The sequence below is a fragment of the Hymenobacter cellulosivorans genome (assembly GCF_022919135.1).
In the GTDB taxonomy this organism is placed as follows: domain Bacteria; phylum Bacteroidota; class Bacteroidia; order Cytophagales; family Hymenobacteraceae; genus Hymenobacter; species Hymenobacter cellulosivorans.
The window spans coordinates 2,077,369-2,094,392 of the sequence record NZ_CP095049.1; the positions used below are offsets into that span (position 1 = coordinate 2,077,369).

Here is a 17,024-nt window from a genome sequence, read left to right on the forward strand (position 1 = left end):
GGCTCGACAGGCCGTTCTATTCTCAGCAACGAAGCAGTAGAGATGCTTCGACTTCGCTCAGCATGACGTTCCTTTGAGAATATGCCGAGCCTTATTGCAGCCAGATGATGGGGTTGCGCACGGGCAGGTTGCGGATAACTTCCTCAACTTCGGGCTGGTGCTCCAGGCGCTGCCAGGTTTTCAGCCAATCAGTTTGCTTGAACTGCACGGCGCCGAACACTAGGAAGGGCTGGGCTACGGGCCAGTTGTCCCAGTACATGACGTCTTTGGGGAAAGGCCACCTGGATTTGTCGGCCACGAAGGGGTAGAGGTACTCGATGCCGCGCCGGATGCCGCGGCCGTCGGGCGTTTGAAACGTGTAGAGGTTGTCGGCCGGAGTGCTCAGGATCTGGCAGATCATGGTCATGGCGTCCAGGTTGAAGAGGGAGTAGCCGTAGGGCTTGGTGCGCTTGGTTTCCAAAGGGAAGCTGCCGTCGGGAGCCATCTGGGTGGGCAGCAGCACGGTTTTGTAGCGGGTGCGGCAGAATGAGAGCAGCTCCTGGTTGCCGGTGAGGCGGGCAAAAGCGGCCACTTGCATCACCCAGCAGGTGCCGTGGTTGTTCTGCGCTTTCATTTCGTCCTGGCCATATCGGTGGGTGGTCAGCCAGGTCAGGTACTGAGCAAACCAGCTTTTGATGCCGGCCACATCTTCTTTGCCGAAGGTTTTGGAGTCTTGAAAAATCAGCACACCCTGGGCCACTTCCATGAGCTGAATCGTGTCGATGACGCCGATGCCGCGGCCGGTGAAGCGGCCTTTGATGGCCTGTGCGTAGTTCAATGACGGGTTCATCAGCGTGGCCGGGTCCAGAAACCAGGCCCGCAGGTGCAGCAGGGCGTGGCGGGCGTACTGCTCGTCGTGGGTCAGCTCGTAGGCCGAGGCCAGGGCCCCGATGATGCGGCTGAAGCGAATCATGGCCTGGCGGTGGGCCACGAAGTTGTCGGGATTCGTCAGCCCGTCGCGCTGAATGTAGGGGCCGGCGGGGTTCTGCGGGTCGGGCCACCAGTAGTCGCCTTCGGAGAAGAAGTCGTGGGCGGTGCCGGCGCTGCGGGGCGAGGTGCTGGCCGTGACCGTAACGGGCTGTTGCTGCAAGGCCCAGGCTGCCTGGGTAAGCACCTGCTGGCGCAGCGCTTCGGTGGCTTGGCGGCGCAGCTTCTTATCGGGCTTGCCCGCCGCGGCTCCCGACGACTGCTCCACCATGGCGCTGAGCAGGAGGACCAGCAGGAAAAGGAAAAGTGTCTTGCGGTTCATTGATATCGGGCGGGTTTGCTAGAAAAGAACGTCATGCTTCGGCTCCGCCCAGCATGACAGTTACTCTGACAACGTCAGCCGAGCGAAGTGTCTCGCTCGACCTGACGTTCGGGAGGGTTTGAGCAATTAGTTAATTGATTAGCGTTAAATCAGTTTCCAGACGGATATCGTCGGAGGCGGAGCCGAGCAGGAGGCGGAAGTCGCCGGGCTCGGTGGTCCACTGCAGGTCGTTGTTATAGAAGGCGAGTTTGTCGCGGCTGATAGTGAAGCTTACTGTTTGGCTTTCGCCGGGCTTGAGGCTGATTTTGCGGAAGTCCTTGAGCTCTTTGAGGGGACGCACGACGGAGGCTACTTTGTCGCGCAGGTAGAGCTGCACCACTTCCTCACCGGCCCGGCTGCCGGTATTAGTCAGGGTGCAGCTCACCTGCACGGTTTCGGCGGCCGTCATCCGCGGCTGGCTGATTTGCAGGTTGCTATACTTGAAAGTAGTGTAGCTCAGGCCGTGGCCGAAGGCGTAGCGCGGGGTGTTGGGCGCGTCGATGTAGGCCGAGCGGTAGCGGATGTTCTGGGGGTCAACGACGGGGCGGCCGGTGCTGTACTGCTGGTAGGAAATCGGAACCTGGCCCATCAGGCGCGGAAACGTGCTAGGCAGCTTGCCGGCGGGGTTGTAGTCGCCGAAGAGCACGTCGGCCAGGGCCCGGCCGCCTTCTGAGCCCGGAAACCAGGCGTAGAGAATGGCGTCGGCCTGGTCGGCCAGGGTGTTGAAAATCAGGGGCCGGCCAGCAAAAAGCACGGCCACGATGGGCTTGCCGGTGGCTTTGAGGGCCTGAAACAGCTCTTCCTGCACACCGGGCAAACTGATGTCGGCCCGGGACTTGGCTTCCCCGCTCATGTCCCAGGTTTCGCCCACGCACAACACAATGACGTCGGCCTGCCGGGCCGTTTCCACGGCCTGGGCGAAGCCCGCGCGGGAGTCGCCGGTAGCCGCGCAGCCTTTAGCGTAGAGAAGCTGAGTCTGTTTACCGGCCCGCTGACTGATGCCCTCGAAGGCCGAGACAATCTGGGTAGTGTCGGCAATGACGGTCCAGCCCCCGGCCAGGTCGCGCTTGGACTTGGCCAGGGGGCCAATCAGGGCAATTTTGCGTTGAGCAGCCAGGGGCAATACGCTGCGCTCATTTTTGAGCAGCACCATCGACTTGCGAGCCACGTCGCGGGCTGCCACGCGGTGCTGCGGGTCGCTAAACACTTTCTTTTCGCGCTTGGCGTCGGAGAACTTGTAGGGGTCGTCGAAGAGGCCCAGCTCGAACTTCTTGCGCAGAATGCGGCGCACGGCATCATCGACCAGGGCCACATCGACTTTGCCCTCTTGCACCAGCTTGGGCAACGTGTCGAAGTAGGCGTCGTTTTCCATGTCCATGTCGTTGCCGGCCGCCATAGCCTTCTGCGCTGCCTCGCCGATGTTTTGGGCGTAGCCCCAGCTCACCATCTCCCGGATGGAGCCCCAATCCGACACCACAAAGCCGGGGTAGTTCCACTGGCCTTTGAGAATGTCACGCTGCAAATAGCGGCTGGCGGTGGCCGGCACGCCGTTGAGCGTGTTAAAGGAGTTCATAAACGTGGCGGCCCCGGCATCCACGGCGGCCTTGAACGGGGGCAAATACACTTCCCAGAGCTGCTGAGGGCTGAGGTCCACGGCGTTGTAGTCGCGCCCGGCAATAGCGGCTCCATAGGCGGCGAAGTGCTTGGCGCAGGCCATGACGGCATCGGTGCCGCCGAGCTTTTCGCCCTGAAAGCCCAGGACCCGGGCCCGGGCAATCTGGGAGCCTAGGTACTGGTCTTCGCCGGCACCTTCCATCACCCGGCCCCAGCGCGGGTCCCGGCCGACGTCGACCATGGGCGCAAACGTCCAGTGAATGCCGGAAGCGGCGGCTTCCCGGGCTGCCACGTGCGCCGACTCCCGAATGGCGGCCATATCCCAGGAAGCAGCCTCGGCCAAGGGCACGGGAAATACGGTCTGGTAGCCGTGAATCACATCGAGGCCAAAGAGCAGCGGAATGTGCAGGCGCGACTTGAGGGCCTCCGCCTGAATGGCGCGGGTGTCCTGTACGCCTTTCACGTTCAGCATGGAGCCCACGTGGCCCTGGCGGATGCTGTTGAGCAAGTCGGTTTTGCGGGTGCTGGCGGGGCCAGTCAGCTCCCGGCCCGAGTACTGCGTGAGCTGCCCGGCTTTTTCCTCCAACGTCATCTGGGCCAGCAGCTCGGTAATGCGCTGCTCAATGGCGGCCGTCGTCAACGCTTTTTTCTGAGCCCGCGTAGGAGAGCCGGCAGCTAGCAAAGCAGTGAGAAGTAGAAGCGTTTTGGAGAAAGGAAAAGGCATTGCAAGAAGTTGGAAAGGAGCGGTAGTGCGGTAGAGTATCAGCTGTCATCCTGGGCTTTGCGAAGCATGACTAATAGGGAGTACTAGTGCAACGGCAGTTGATTTGCATTGCAGGCGAGATGTTTCCCGCTGGTCGACATGACGTTCTTCATGGGAGGACAGGCGGCTAATAGAGGCGCTTCACCTGTAGGCCGTTGAGGATGGTTTCGCCGGTTTGGGGTTGGAAGTCGAGGAGGATGCCTTTGCCGCCGCGGGCCGAAACGGGGATTTTATAGCTAACGGCTTGTAGGGCGGGAAGCGTGGTGCCGGTGCTCAGGTTCGGCAGGGCCGCCACGCCATTGACCAGCACCGAGAAGGAGCGGCTGGCTTTCGGGGCGGGGCCGGCGGCGGCGTTGCTACCGGCCAAGTTATACACCAGCTGTTCGGCGGCGGGAGCGGCTTCGAGCTCGGCAAAGTGCAGGGTTACTTCGTACTCGCCGTCGGGCACGTCGAGGCGGAACTGCGTGAGGCCCACGCGCTGGGTTTCGTAGAGAGCATCGTAGCTCGTGCCCAGAATGTCGCGGTCGGAGCCGTAGGGCAGCCGGTCGCCGGGCAGCTTGTAGACCGTGCCGCCCACGTAGCCCCAGCCGCCGGGGGCGTATTCCTGCTCAGGCACCCAGACCTGGTGTAGCTTATTGTCGGTGAAAGTGCGGGCGTCGCCGAGGCTGATGTTGAGCTCGGTGAAGGGGAGCTTGGGCGAAGTTAGTTGCGTAGGCAGTAGCTGAAACTCGATGTCGGCCTGGTCCTCCACCGCCTGGCCGGTAGCCTGGGCCTGGAGCCGGTTCATGCCGTTGCCAAAGGGTACGTTGAAGCGGACCACGCCAAACTCGGCAGGTTTGGTACCCAAATCCTGGCCGTTGAGCAGCAGGCGAACGGCAGGCTGGTTGGTGTAGATTTCCACGGGCTGGCGGCAAAACAGCGAGTCGGGGCCAGTAGTGGGGCCGCTGCGTAGGTTCCAGCCACGGCTGCCGATGCGCAGGAAGGACGTTTTGAGCAGGTGGGCCTGGTAGAAATAATAAGCATCCTTGGGCTGGCGGTCAGCCGTGAGCAGGCTCTTGGTATTCAGGTGCGGATTGGCTTCCTGCCGCGTTTCGGAGCTGAACTCGGCCAGGTTCCACACGGTGCTGCCCGCCACGAAGGGCCGGTCGAGAATGGCTTTCAGGTAAAACTGGTGGTAGGAGTTGGCGTACTCGGTCGTTTTGTCGAAGCGTCGGGGCTGGAAGGAGTGGAGGCGCTCATCGGAGTCGGCTCCGTACTCGGTGACGAGCAGGGGCTTGTCGGGCAATTCGCGGTGGTGCCGGTCGAGGTAGTCGGCAAAGCCCTGTAACTCGCCTGAGTACCAGCCCTGGTAGAGGTTCCAGCCCACGAGCTGCGGAATCTTAGTCAGCCCCGCTTCCTGGTATAACTCAAAGGCGCCGTGGTTGACGCACATCGTGTAGCGGCTGGGGTCTTCGCGCCGGGTCAAATCGTCGAGCTGCTGAGCCAGTTGGTTGACCTTTTTCAAATAGGCCCGGCCCGGCTCGTTGTCGCGCTTGATACCCTCGGGCAACCGCAGCAGCACCTCGTTCATATAAGCCCAGATGATGACCGACGGGTGGTTGAAACCCTGGCGGATCATCTCGGTTTGCATGGTGCGGCAGTTCTGGAAAAAGCCTTCCGAGTCGGTAATGGCATTCACCACCGGGATTTCTACCGAGGTCAGGATGCCCAGCCGGTCGCAGGCCTGGAGCACGGTGGGGTCCTGGGGGTAGTGGGAAATGCGCAGAAAGTTGCCGCCGAGCTGCTTGAGCAGCCGCACGTCTTTTTCGTGCCAAGCGTCGGGCAGGGCGTTGCCCAAACCCGAAACGTCCTGGTGGCGGTTGGTGCCGATGAGCTTAAGCGGCTGTCCGTTCAGGAAAAAGCCCTGGGCGGCGTCAAACCGAAACCAGCGCAGCCCCAGCGGATTGGTGACTTCATCCAGTTGGGTTTTGCCCTCGGAAATAGTCGACACCACGCGGTACAGGTACGGGTCATTCGGCGACCATAAGTGGGGTTGCTTCAGGCGGGGCAGCTGCTGGCGGAAGCGGCGGTTTTCTCCGGCTTTGAGCGTAACCGAAGTTTGCTGCCGGGCCACGGTTTTGCCCGCCGCATCCAGCACTTGCGTCAGCAAAGTGAGCTTGCGCGAAGCTGCCGACTCATTGCGCAGCGCTCCGCTTAGCACTACTTCCGCCGCGTCGTTCGATACCTGCGGAGTAGTGACGAAGGTGCCGTTGGAGGCATAGTTGTCAAGGTCGAAGTGTACCGGGCTGGCGGCCACCAAGTAAACGTCGCGGTAGATGCCGCCGAAAAAGGTAAAGTCGGCCGACAGGGGCGGAATGTCGGGGTTGTGGCGGTTGGAGAGCTTGACCAGTACCTCGGCTGAAGCCGGATTGGTGCCGTTGAATTTCAAAAACTGACTTATCGGAAAGCTGAAGGCCGTGTAGCCGCCGGCGTGCCGGCCGGCCAGCTGCCCGTTCACGTACACTTCGGCTTCCTGATTGGCCCCTTCAAAGTACAGATACACCGGCTTCGGCTGCCAGGCTGCCGGCACCGCTAAGGTCTTGCGGTACCAGCCCGTGCCCCGGTAGTAGCCCGACTCATCGTCGAGCACGTCGGCGGCGTTCCAGGTATGGGGCAAATTCACTTTCTCCCAGCCGGTAGCGGCCGCAACCGACGCCACGGTGCTTTGCGACTCGTCTTTGCGAAACAGCCAGTTGGAATTAATGGACTGCGTGATGCGCTGCGCGGCGGCCGGCGAGGCCAGCAGCAAAGTCAGGAGCAGACAGCTAAGCAGTTGTTTAGGCATTGGTATCGGAGTAGGGAGACGCGTAGTTGCGTCTCTACATCGTGGTATTATAAGGCCAGCACCACCGCCGGCAGGCCCGGCGACTGAACGGCGACGCTGGTTTGGCCGGGGGTGGCTTGCAAGCGGATAATGGCCCGGCCGTTGTAGGCTTGCACCTTGCGTGAGCCGCTGCTAGTGCCCAGGTTGTCGAGGAGCTTGCCGGCGCCGGCCAGGGAGAATTCCAGCCAGCTGGCCGCGTCGAGGCACTGCACGCCCTGAGCATCGTAAAGCTTGGCTTCGACGGTAGTCAGGCCCTGGGCGTCGGCTACTTTTTCCAAAGTGAGCTTGGCGGGTTTGCCCCATTTCTGGGTTTGGTAGCGGAAGCTGATTTCGTCCTGCACCGTCTGCTTGCCCTGTTTAGCCACGACCTTTACCTGGTTCTGACCAGCTACGAAGGGCACATTCCAGTGCAGGCCGGCAGCGGGGAAATCCTGGCTGTTGCGCTTTTTTACCCCGTAGCTTTTGCCATTCACGAATAGTTCGGCCTGCTCGCAGTTGGAGTATACTTTCACCATTTTCAGCTCGCCTTCGTCGCCCCAGCGCACGGGCCAACTGTGGCCGTAGATGTGGGCCATGGGCTGGGTTGTCCAGTACGACTGAAACACATAGAAAGCTTCTTTCGGAGTAAAGTCCCGCTCCACCACACCTTTTTGGTTCATGTAGGGCACGGGGTTGTCGGGGCGCACCGGGGTGCTGAAATCCTTGAAGGGCCAGTAGGCCGCGCCGCTCAGCCAGGGCATGGTTTCCTGCTCTTTCAGGTGCCAGTCGACGAGGTTGCAGAGGTAGGTTTCGCTCCAGTCGCCGTCCTTGGATACCCGGGCGCTGCCGCCGAACAGCGAGGCGTCGCCGGCCCGCTCGTCGGCGCCTTTGCCGCTGGTTATTTTGGCCAGGGCGTTATCGGGGTTTTCGGAGTGGCGGCCCGCGTGCGAGTCGCCGCCCCATTCCACGTGCAGGAAGCGCTTCACGCCCTCAAACTCCTTGCGGCTGGTTTCCTTGTATTCGGTGTAAATGCCGCGGTACCAGCCGGCCCAGATGGAGGGCGAGTATACGTCGACGATGTCCTTGCAGAAGTCGCAGCGGCGGATGGCGGTGTAGCGGGAGGCGTCGAGCTGGTGGGAAAGGGCGTTGAGCTCGGTCATGAAGGCCCGGATTTTCTGCTTGTCGAACTCGGGAAAGTCGCCGGGCCAGTCGTTTTCGTTGCCCAACCCCCAGATGATGATGCTGGGGTGGTTGAAGTGCTGGGTTATCATGTTGCGTAGCATGCCCTTGGCCTGCGCCTGGTACACGGGCCCGCCGAGGCCGCCCCGGCACCAGGGAATTTCCTCCCACACAGTGATGCCCAGCGAGTCGCACAGATTCAGCACGATGCGCGACTGTTGGTAGTGACCCAGACGGATAAAATTCACGCCCATGCGCTTCATCATCACCATTTCCTGCCGAATCATCGGCTCGGTCATGGCCGCGGCTACGCCGGCGTGGTCTTCGTGGCGGTGGGTGCCGCGCAACAGCAGGCGCTTGCCGTTGAGCATAAACGGCCCTTTCTCCACGAATTCAATGTGGCGGAAACCGACTTTCTCGCTCTGCTGGTACGCCTCTGGGCCGCTGCCCACCGTAACCTGCACGGTGTAGAGCTGGGGGGCGTCGGGTGACCAGAGCCGGGGGCTTTTCACCGCAAACCGGTGCAGGTCCAACTCGCCGGGCTTGAGCGTCAAGTTCCCTTGGAACTGGGCCACCTGCTTGCCACGCGGGTCGAGCAGGCGCACGGAGTAGGGGGCCGAGCCGCTGGTTACGGTTTCGGGGAAATCGGCTTTTACCGTGAGTGTGCCCGCCTTGCCGGCCTTATCCACCTCGGCTTTGGCACTGATTCGGCTTAGGGCCACGGCGGGCTGGTAGAGCAGGTTTACGTAGCGGTAGAGGCCACCATAAAGGTTGAAGTCCGACAAGTCGGAGGGTATCATTTCCAGGTCCCGGGAATTGTCGCAGCGGATGCTGAGCGGCACCTGACCCTTGAACTGCTTTTGGTAGGCTTCGGTCTTCTGAAAATCAACAATGGCTTGGGTCAGGTCCACGGTCCACTCGTCGTAGCCGCCCACGTGGCTGCCTACTTTGGTGGTATGGATATAAACCTCAGTTTTCTGGCCCGCGCCTTCGAAGTGTAGCAGGGTACGGCCGCCTGCGTAGGGGTTTTGCACCGTGAGCTGAGTGCGGTACCAGCCGGGGCCCTGGTAGTAATTCACGTCGGGAGCCACCGCATCCTGGGCGTTAAAGCAGTGCGGCAGCGTCACCCTCTCCCACAACGGGACGCTTTCGGGGTTTCCGGCACCCACGGGCCGCACTGCTTCCCACACGCCCCCCAGATCCTGGCGGACGAATTCCCAATTCGCAATCAGCCGCTGGCTGCGCTGCCCAAAAGCAGGGTGCAGGCTAAACAGCAGCAGGAAAACGACGATTAACGGTTTACTTCTCACTCGTTGGTTTAGTCTCAAGCTTGGTGGTGTGCGGTAGAAAGCTAGTACCCCACCTCCGCTGAGGTGGGGAACTAGCCTAGCTTATAGCTCGAATCTTAGCCCACACTTATACTTCTGCTGATGCCCAGCTCCAGGCCCCGGAGCTCGGCTAAGCCACGTAGGCGGCCGATGGCGGAGTAGCCGGGGTTCGTTTTCTTATGCAAGTCGTCAAGCATCTGGTGGCCGTGGTCGGGGCGCATGGGCAGGCCCGTTTGGCGCTGCTGCATGATGCGTACCAACTCGCGCACCACGCTGTACATATCCACGTCACCTTCCAAGTGGTTGTCCTCGAAAAAGTCGCCCTCGGCATTGCGGCGGGTGCTGCGCAAATGGATAAAGTTGATCCGGTCGGCAAACTGGCGCACCATGGCGGGCAGGTCGTTGTCGGGGCGCACGCCGAAGGAGCCGGTGCAGAAGCAGAGGCCGTTGCTGGGCGAGGGCACCGCGTCAAACAAAGCCTGCACGTCGGCGGCGGTGCTTACCACCCGGGGCAAACCCAAAATGGGGTAGGGCGGGTCGTCGGGGTGAATAACCAGGTTGACGCCGCTGGCTTCGGCCACGGGCACGACTTCCTGCAGAAAGTGAATCAGATTAGCCCGCAGCCGGGCGGCGTCCACGTTCTGGTAAGCGTCCAGGGCCTGCTGAAACTGCTGTAGCGTAAAGCTTTCCTCCGAGCCCGGCAGGCCGGCAATGATGTTGCGCTGCAAAAGCTGCTTTTCAGCTTCGCTCATGCCCTCGAAGCGGCGGCGGGCCTTGGCCAGCTCGTCATCCGAATATTCCTGCTCGGCGCCGCGGCGCTGCAGCTGCAGCACGTCGAAAGCCACGAAGGCGGCCCGCTCGAAGCGCAGGGCCCGGGAGCCATCTTCCACTTCATAGCTCAGGTCGGTACGGGTCCAGTCGAGCACGGGCATAAAGTTGTAGGTCACCGTGCCAATGCCGCAGCTCCCCAGGTTGCGCAGGCTCTCCTGGTAGTTTCGGATGTAGGTTTCGAAGCCCGTACTCTGGGTTTTGATGGCCTCGTGCACCGGCACGCTTTCTACCACGCTCCAGCGCAGGCCGGCTTGCTCAATGAGCTCCTTGCGTTGCTGAATTTCTTCGATGGGCCATACCTGGCCGTTGGGAATGTGGTGCAGGGCCGTGACGACGCCGGTACAGCCGGCCTGGCGGATATCGGCCAGACTGACCGGGTCCTGGGGGCCAAACCAGCGCATGGTTTGCTCCAGGGAATACTGCTTGTTCTGTTCCATTGCTTTGTTGAGTTACACGCCGCCAAAGATGGAAAAACCGCCGTCCACGCAAATCATGGAGCCTGTTACGAAGCGCGAAGCGTCGCTGAGCAGCCATACCAGGGCACCCTTAAGCTCGTCGGGGTGACCGAAGCGCTTGAAGGGTGTCTGCTTGATAACCAGTTCGCCGCGGGCCGTGAAGCCGCCGTCGGGAGTTGTGAGCAGACTGCGGTTTTGCTCGGTCAGAAAAAAGCCGGGAGCCAGGGCATTCATGCGCAGCTTGTCGCCGTAGCGGTTGGCCATTTCCACCGCAAACCACTGGTTGTAGCAGTCCAGAGCGGCCTTGCCCATGTTGTAGCCCAGCACCTTGGTAATGGCCCGCTTCGAGTTCATCGACGAGATATTGACGATACTGCCCCGCTCGGATTCGGCAATGGCCTCGCCGAACACCTGGGTGGGCAGAATGGCACCCCATACGTTGAGCTCCATCACCCGCTTCATGCCGGCCAGGTTCATCTTGAACACGTCTTCCTCGGGCGCCAGCACGCCGTCGGCTCCGTTGCCGCCGGCCGCATTGACCAGCCCGTCGATGCGGCCGAAGGTTTGCATCATCAGCTGGCAGGCGGCGCGTAGCTGGTCTTCGTCCAGCACGTCGGCTACCAGGGCCAGGGCCCGGCCGCCGTTGGCGTTGATGGCCATGGCCCGCTCGTGGGCTACCTCGGCGTTGCGGCCCAGAATGCCCACGGTGCCGCCGGCCTCTACGATGCCGTCCAGAAACGACTGGCCCAGAATCCCGGTGCCACCAGTCACGACAATTACTTTATCCTGCAGGGAAAAACTCTCACTCATGATGTTTAGAAAAGACGCTGCCGCGCCGCAAAGAGGTTAGATTCAAATAGCCCAGGGTGTACGAACGAAGTCCGGGTATTGGGCAAAAATCTGGTCGGCCTGTAGCTGGGGAAACTCAGGGCTGGCGCGGTTGTAAATCGTCAGAATAGCGTTGTTGCCGGATGGTACGGCGTCTTTGCGCTCCATTTGTTTTTCCTTGAGCAGGTAGGGCCGAAACCAGGCCACGGCCTGGCTTAAGCTGCGGCCCTCGGGGCTGGTGTAGTGCCACAAGTCCACGCCAGCTTTGGGAGCCAGCACGGCCAGCTGCAGCCAGCCTTGCAGGTTCATGCTCACGTAGTTCCAGGGCCGGGTGCGGGCCAGCTCCAGGGGCTGGGAGCCGTCGGCGGCAAACTGCACTGGCAGGCGGGGTAGGGTGTGGGTTTCGAGCGTACGGCGGGCCAACTCCTTGTTGCCAATGAAGAGGGCAAAGTCCACTACCTGCACGTCGTGGAAGGTGCCGTGGTTGTTTTTGTTCTGGCCCTCTTCCTGCCCGATTTTGCTCGTGGTGAGCCACTGGGTGTATTGCGTATACCAGGTTTTCAGATCCTTCACCAAGGCCGGCGTCACGCTTTTACTGCCGCTGAGCAAGGCCAGGGCGTCGGGGATGTAGACCAGGTGGCGGCTCTCGATGATGCCGAAGCTGCGCCCGTCGTTGGTGCCCGGAATGCCCTGCCCAAAGTTCAGGTTGGGATTCATGCGGGTAGCCGGGTCCAGAAACCAGACGCGCAGCAGCTTGGCCGCCTGAGTGGCGTACCTCTCATCCTGCGAGAAGTAATACCCTAAGGCCAAGTCCTGCACGTCGTGGCACAGGGCGGCCAGGTTTTCGTCGTCCTTCAGGGCCTTGGTTTCCGGGTTTACCAGGCCGTCTTTCTGCAGGTAGGGCTTGCCGTCGGGCTTGCTGGGGTCGGGCCACCAGTAGGGCGCTTGCGAGATGTAGTCGTGCTTGTCGCCGCTGGGCGGCACGCGCTGCTTGCTGGTCACGGTGTAGGGGCCGCGCTGCAGGGCTTGGTCAGCTTTGCTAAGCAGGCTTTTCATCTGCTGGGCTTCGGTAGCGCTGCCTTTTTGATAAGCGGTTTTATACGTGGCCAGGGCACTGGGGTCGAGGAGCAGAAATGGAGTCACCGGAGCCGCCTGCGCGGCTCCGGCTAGTGCTACGAGTATCGCCCCCACCAGCACCCCAAGCCATGGCTTGTGAGTTGTGCGCATTCGTTAGAGTGAATAACCGTTGTTCTGCGTCAGGTTCGGATTCAGGATCATCTCGGGCTGCGGAATCGGGAAGAGAAAGTACCGGTCGTCGATGTCGCGGTTGAACACGGCTTTTTCGCGCTGCTTGAGGCGGTTGAGGCGCACCAAATCAAACCAGCGGTGGCCTTCCTGCACCAATTCCCAGGCCCGCTCGCGCACCAGCAAATCGACAAAGGCGTCTTTGGTCGTAACCTTGGCGGCGGGAATCGGGGCCAGGCCGGCCCGAACCCGTACGGCGTTGATGCCCTGGTACTTGGTGGCGTCGCCGGCGTTCAGCGCGTTCAGAGCTTCCGACTGCAACAGCAGGATATCGGCGTAGCGAGTAATGAGGTAGTTGGTGCGGGCATCGTTGCCGATGCGCTTCTCGTCGCGAAACTTGTTGAAATAGTAGCGCGGCAGCGTGGTAGTGCCCGCCTGGTTGCTGATGTTCCAGGCCCGGCGCACGTCGTTGGCGGCGTAGGAGCGCACCAGGCTGTCTTCCACCGTGAAGGTGCCTAAGCCCGAAAGCTGGGAGGGCAAAAACTGCCGTACAATGATGCTGCCCGTGTTCGGGGGCAAGTCGAACTGAATGGAGAAGATGTGCTCAGGGCCGTTTTCCTTGTCGGGGTTGAATACGTCGCCGTACACCGGCAGCAGGCTGTAGAGCTTAGAGCCGATAACCCGGTTGCAGGCGTCAAGGCCGTTTTTGTTGTCGTCGCCCTGGGCGGCCTTGGTCGTGGCGCGGGTGATGTAGACCTTGGCCAGCAGAGCCGTGGCGGCCCCGCTCGACACCCGGCCTTTCTCGGTGGCCGCGATTTTGTCTTCGGTGTAGCAGTTGGCCTCGGCAAACTTTAGGTCTTCAATGATCTGCTCGTACACCTGAGCCAGGGGCGTGCGGGTGGGGCGCAAATCGTCGTTGGGGCCCTTCACCGTAGCCAGTACCAGGGGCACGTCGCCGAAGCAGCGCACCAGGTCGAAGTAGCCCATGGCGCGCAGGAAGCGGGCATTGCCCACGATGTTGTTGCGGCGGGCCACGTCCATGCTGATGCCGGGCACCTTCTCAATGACGTCGTTGGCCCGGTTAATCATGCGGTAGGTGTTGGTCCACCAGCTGTTGATTTCCGTGTTGGTCGGCGTGAAGGTAAAGCGCGAGAGTTGGGCCCGCTCGTCGGTGGCCGAGCCCACGCGGATCAGGTCGGCGGGCAGCTCGGTTATTTGCCAGCCGGTGCGGCCGAAGTAGGTTTGGGGCAGCAAGGCGTTGAACACGCCGTTGAGGCCGGCTACGGCGTCGCCCTCATTTTGGTAGAAATTTTCGCTCGACAGAAAGTCGTAGGGCTTTTCCTCCAGGAACTTCTCGCACGAGGCGAGGCCCAGACCCAGGGAAAGCAGGCTTATAAGCAGGATAGACTTTTTCATCTCAGGTGGGAGTGCTGCAGTGGGTGGTTTAGAAGCCAATCTTAAGGCCGGCCGTGAAGCTGCGGGTGCTCGGGAAGGCGTTGTAGTCGGTGTTCAGGCTCAGGTTGTCGCGGCCGAAGGAGTTTACTTCGGGGTCGTAGCCGGTGTAGTTGGTGATGGTCACCAGGTTCTGGGCCGTCACGTACACGCTGGCCTGCTTGAGCACCTTGCTGAATTTGGGCAGGGCGTAGCTCAGGGTCACGGTTTTGAGGCGCACGAAGCTGCCGTCTTCCAGCACGTCGCTCACGATGCCGGTGCTGCGGCGGATGGTGCTGCCGGCCCGCGGAATGTTGGTATCGGTGTTCTCGGGCGTCCAGCGGTCCACCACGGTTTTAAGTTTGTTGGTGGTCGTGATGCCCGATTCGAGTTCGTAGCGGTTCAGGTTCAGTACGTTGGAGCCCTGCACGCCCTGGATGAAGATGTTGAGGCTAAAGCCGCCCGTGCTGAAGGTGTTGGTTACGCCGTAAATAAAGTCGGGCTGGGCGCGGCCGATAATCACTCGGTCGGCGGCGGTAATGGCCTTGTCGCCGTTCTGATCCACGTAGCGCGGGTCGCCGGGGCGCACCCCGGTGCGGCCGGCCGCCTTGATTTCATCTTCCGTCTGCCACAGGCCGTCGAACTGGTAGCCGTAGAACGAGCCGATGGGCTCACCTTCCCGCAGAATGCTGGTGTTGCCCAGGCCCGCGCCCACAAACAGGCTGGAGCTGGAGGCGCCCACCGGCAGTTCGGTCACGCTGTAGAGGTCGAGCACCTTGTTGCGGTTGAGCGAGAAGTTCAGGTTGGTTTTCCAGCCAAAGGCCTTGGTGTCGAAGTTGGTCGTGTTTAAAGCAAACTCGAAACCCTTGTTTTCCACGCTGCCCGCGTTGAGCAGGATGTCGCCGTAGCCGGTGGTGCGGGGCGTGGCCACACGCAAGAGCAGGTCGGTGGTTTTCTTGTAATACGCGTCGGCTGTAATGGAAATGCGGTTTTCCAGGAAGGCTACATCGATGCCTACGTTAGAGGCCGCCGTCGATTCCCAGCGCAGGTCGGGGTTACGGATGTTGGCCGGCACCAGGCCCACCAGGCGGGTCGTGCCGGCGGCGTAGGAACCCACGTCGTAGCGGGCCAGGCTCTGGTAGTTGTTGATTTCCTGGTTGCCAGTCACGCCGTAGCCCACGCGCAGCTTCAGGTCGCTCAGGGCGGTGAAGTCCTTCATGAAAGGCTCGTCGATAAGCCGGTAGGCAAAGGCCGCCGAGGGGAAGTAGCCCCACTTGTTGTTTTTGCCGAAGCGCGAGGACCCATCAGCCCGCATGGTCACGGTAAACAGGTATTTCTCGAACAGGCGGTAATTGACGCGGCCAAAGTACGAGGCTAGCGTGTTGGTGTAGCGGCCCGAGTTGGGCGTCTGAATGTTGGCGCCCAACGCCAGGTTGTCGGAGCCCAGCGTGTTGGTAAAGAAGTTGTTAACGGCAGAGTTGAAGTCGTTGCCGTAGAACTGCTGCTCCGAGAGGCCTACTACCACGTTCAGAGCGTTGTCGGGGTTGAGCTTCTTGTCGTAGGTCAGCGTATTTTCGTTCAGCCAGCTGTAGCGGTTCTGCTGCGTGCGGTTGGCCGAACCACCGGTGAGGCGGCCCAAAAACACGTCCGAGGGGCGGTACCCGTCGATTTGCAGATTGTTGTAATCCAGGCCGCCACTGATGCGCAGGGTCAGGCCGGGCAGCAGCTCGTAGTTGGCCGCCACGTTAAACAGACCCCGGGCCGTAGTGCGCTGGTCTTTCACCTTTTCGGCAAAGGCTACCGGGTTGCCCACATCTTCCACGTAGGGCAGGGGCGTGTTGGAATAGGTATAGTTGCCGTTTTCGTCGCGCACCGGGTTGATGGGGTTGAAGCGCAGGGCGTCGAGCAGGGCCCCGCCGAAGGAGCCGCCTTGGGAGTTCACGAAGGCCCGCTTCTCGAAGGTGCCAGCCACTTGGCTCGAAAAGTTGAAGCTGAGCTTCTGGCTGATTTTCTTGTCCAGATTCAGGCGCACCGTGCCGCGCTTGAAGCCCGAGTTAAGGATGATGCCTTCCTGGTCGAAAAAGTTGAAGCTTAGGTTGTAGCGCGTTTCCTCCGTGCCGCCGTTGAAGCCGAGCTGATAGTTGCTCAGGCGGGCCGGGCGCAGAATGGCGTCCTGCCAGTCGGTGCCTTCGCCCAGAGCATCAATCTGCTCCTGGGTGTAGGGCTGGGGGAGGGTCTGGGAGCCGGCATTCACATCATTGAGGTAGCTGGCAAACTCCCGGGCATTCATCAGCTCGTACTTGTGGCGCACGATCTGCACGCCGGTGTAAGCCTCAACGTTGATGGTACCCTTACCGACCTTGCCCTTCTTGGTGGTGATGAGCACCACGCCATTGGCGCCGCGGGAGCCGTAAATGGCCGTGGCCGAAGCGTCCTTGAGCACCTCGATGCTCTCGATGTCACTGGGGTTGATGGAGTTCAAATCTCCAGCGCCAGGAAAGCCGTCGACCACGAACAGCGGCTCGTTGCCGGTGTTGATGGAGTTGGTGCCCCGGATGCGAATGGAAACGTTTCCGCCCGGCTCCGAATTCGTTTGCGTAACCTGCACGCCACTCACTCGGCCCTGCAGAATCTGGTCGGCGCGGGCAATAGGCGTTTCGGCCACCTGCTCGGCCGAAATGGAGGCCACCGAACCGGTGATGTCGCGCTTGCGCTGGGTGCCGTAGCCCACTACTACCACGTCGTTGAGCTCGGTGGTTTTCTCGCGCAGTTGCACCGTCGGCACCGTGCCGTTGTCGCCCACGCGAGCTTCAAACGGCTCAAAGCCGACAAAGGAAAAAACCAGTGTAGGGTTGCCGTCAGCGGGCAGGGGCAGGCTAAAGCGGCCGTCGGGGTCGGTGGCCGTGCCGGTGGTGGTGCCCTTGATAACGACTGACACGCCGGGCAGCGGCGTGCGGTCGGTAGCGTTGAGCACCTGGCCGGTTACTTGGCGGTTTTGGGCGAAGGCCGGCACGGTTACGGCCACGGCCAGCGGCACCAGAATGGGTAGGAGTTTTTGCATGATGGGTGCGGCTTTGGGGGGAATCAGAGCGGTAATCTCTGCAAAGTCCGCGTGCTTAAAATGCCCGACCGGTAGGTTTATTTACGTAAACGTTTACGGAGCTTTCAGCCAGTGCAGCTT

General features: G+C 61.3%; 9 protein-coding genes. All 9 read right to left on the reverse strand.

Going from position 1 to position 17,024, the window contains the following annotated elements; genetic code table 11:
- Positions 1-91 precede the first annotated feature (91 nt).
- Positions 92-1,288 carry an alginate lyase family protein gene (locus MUN80_RS08910; RefSeq protein ID WP_244722484.1) on the reverse strand — a complete coding sequence of 399 codons (1,197 nt, stop codon included), beginning with the start codon at positions 1,286-1,288 and terminating at the stop codon, positions 92-94.
- Between the two features lie 130 nt (positions 1,289-1,418).
- Entirely contained in the window at positions 1,419-3,665 is a 2,247-nt protein-coding gene (locus tag MUN80_RS08915) for a glycoside hydrolase family 3 N-terminal domain-containing protein (protein WP_244722487.1), read from the reverse strand.
- Between the two features lie 166 nt (positions 3,666-3,831).
- Entirely contained in the window at positions 3,832-6,528 is a 2,697-nt protein-coding gene (locus MUN80_RS08920; protein WP_244722490.1) for a glycoside hydrolase family 2 TIM barrel-domain containing protein, read from the reverse strand.
- Positions 6,529-6,575: 47 nt separating this feature from the next.
- Positions 6,576-9,035 (reverse strand): glycoside hydrolase family 2 TIM barrel-domain containing protein, encoded by a 2,460-nt coding sequence (locus tag MUN80_RS08925; RefSeq protein ID WP_244722493.1) that lies wholly within the window; start codon positions 9,033-9,035, stop codon positions 6,576-6,578.
- A 95-nt stretch (positions 9,036-9,130) separates the two neighbouring features.
- The gene (gene uxuA, locus MUN80_RS08930) at positions 9,131-10,321 is read right to left on the reverse strand and encodes a mannonate dehydratase (protein WP_244722495.1); all 1,191 of its coding nucleotides are present in this window, start codon (positions 10,319-10,321) and stop codon (positions 9,131-9,133) included.
- Positions 10,322-10,333: 12 nt separating this feature from the next.
- Positions 10,334-11,149, reverse strand: a complete 816-nt coding sequence (locus MUN80_RS08935) for an SDR family oxidoreductase (protein ID WP_244722498.1) — start codon at positions 11,147-11,149, stop codon at positions 10,334-10,336.
- A gap of 42 nt (positions 11,150-11,191) precedes the next feature.
- The gene (locus MUN80_RS08940) at positions 11,192-12,394 is read right to left on the reverse strand and encodes an alginate lyase family protein (RefSeq protein ID WP_244722501.1); all 1,203 of its coding nucleotides are present in this window, start codon (positions 12,392-12,394) and stop codon (positions 11,192-11,194) included.
- Between the two features lie 3 nt (positions 12,395-12,397).
- Positions 12,398-13,828, reverse strand: a complete 1,431-nt coding sequence (locus MUN80_RS08945) for a RagB/SusD family nutrient uptake outer membrane protein (protein WP_244722514.1) — start codon at positions 13,826-13,828, stop codon at positions 12,398-12,400.
- A gap of 28 nt (positions 13,829-13,856) precedes the next feature.
- Complete coding sequence (locus MUN80_RS08950; protein WP_244722522.1) at positions 13,857-16,904, reverse strand: SusC/RagA family TonB-linked outer membrane protein; 3,048 nt, start codon at positions 16,902-16,904, stop codon at positions 13,857-13,859.
- Positions 16,905-17,024 lie beyond the last annotated feature (120 nt).

Bases quoted from the DNA above. Each gene is read 5' to 3' on its own strand.
- uxuA (WP_244722495.1), bottom strand. From the start codon at position 10,321: ATGGAACAGAACAAGCAGTATTCCCTGGAGCAAACCATGCGCTGGTTT.
- MUN80_RS08915 (WP_244722487.1), bottom strand. From the start codon at position 3,665: ATGCCTTTTCCTTTCTCCAAAACGCTTCTACTTCTCACTGCTTTGCTA.
- MUN80_RS08945 (WP_244722514.1), bottom strand. From the start codon at position 13,828: ATGAAAAAGTCTATCCTGCTTATAAGCCTGCTTTCCCTGGGTCTGGGC.
- MUN80_RS08935 (WP_244722498.1), bottom strand. From the start codon at position 11,149: ATGAGTGAGAGTTTTTCCCTGCAGGATAAAGTAATTGTCGTGACTGGT.
- MUN80_RS08950 (WP_244722522.1), bottom strand. From the start codon at position 16,904: ATGCAAAAACTCCTACCCATTCTGGTGCCGCTGGCCGTGGCCGTAACC.
- MUN80_RS08940 (WP_244722501.1), bottom strand. From the start codon at position 12,394: ATGCGCACAACTCACAAGCCATGGCTTGGGGTGCTGGTGGGGGCGATA.
- MUN80_RS08920 (WP_244722490.1), bottom strand. From the start codon at position 6,528: ATGCCTAAACAACTGCTTAGCTGTCTGCTCCTGACTTTGCTGCTGGCC.
- MUN80_RS08910 (WP_244722484.1), bottom strand. From the start codon at position 1,288: ATGAACCGCAAGACACTTTTCCTTTTCCTGCTGGTCCTCCTGCTCAGC.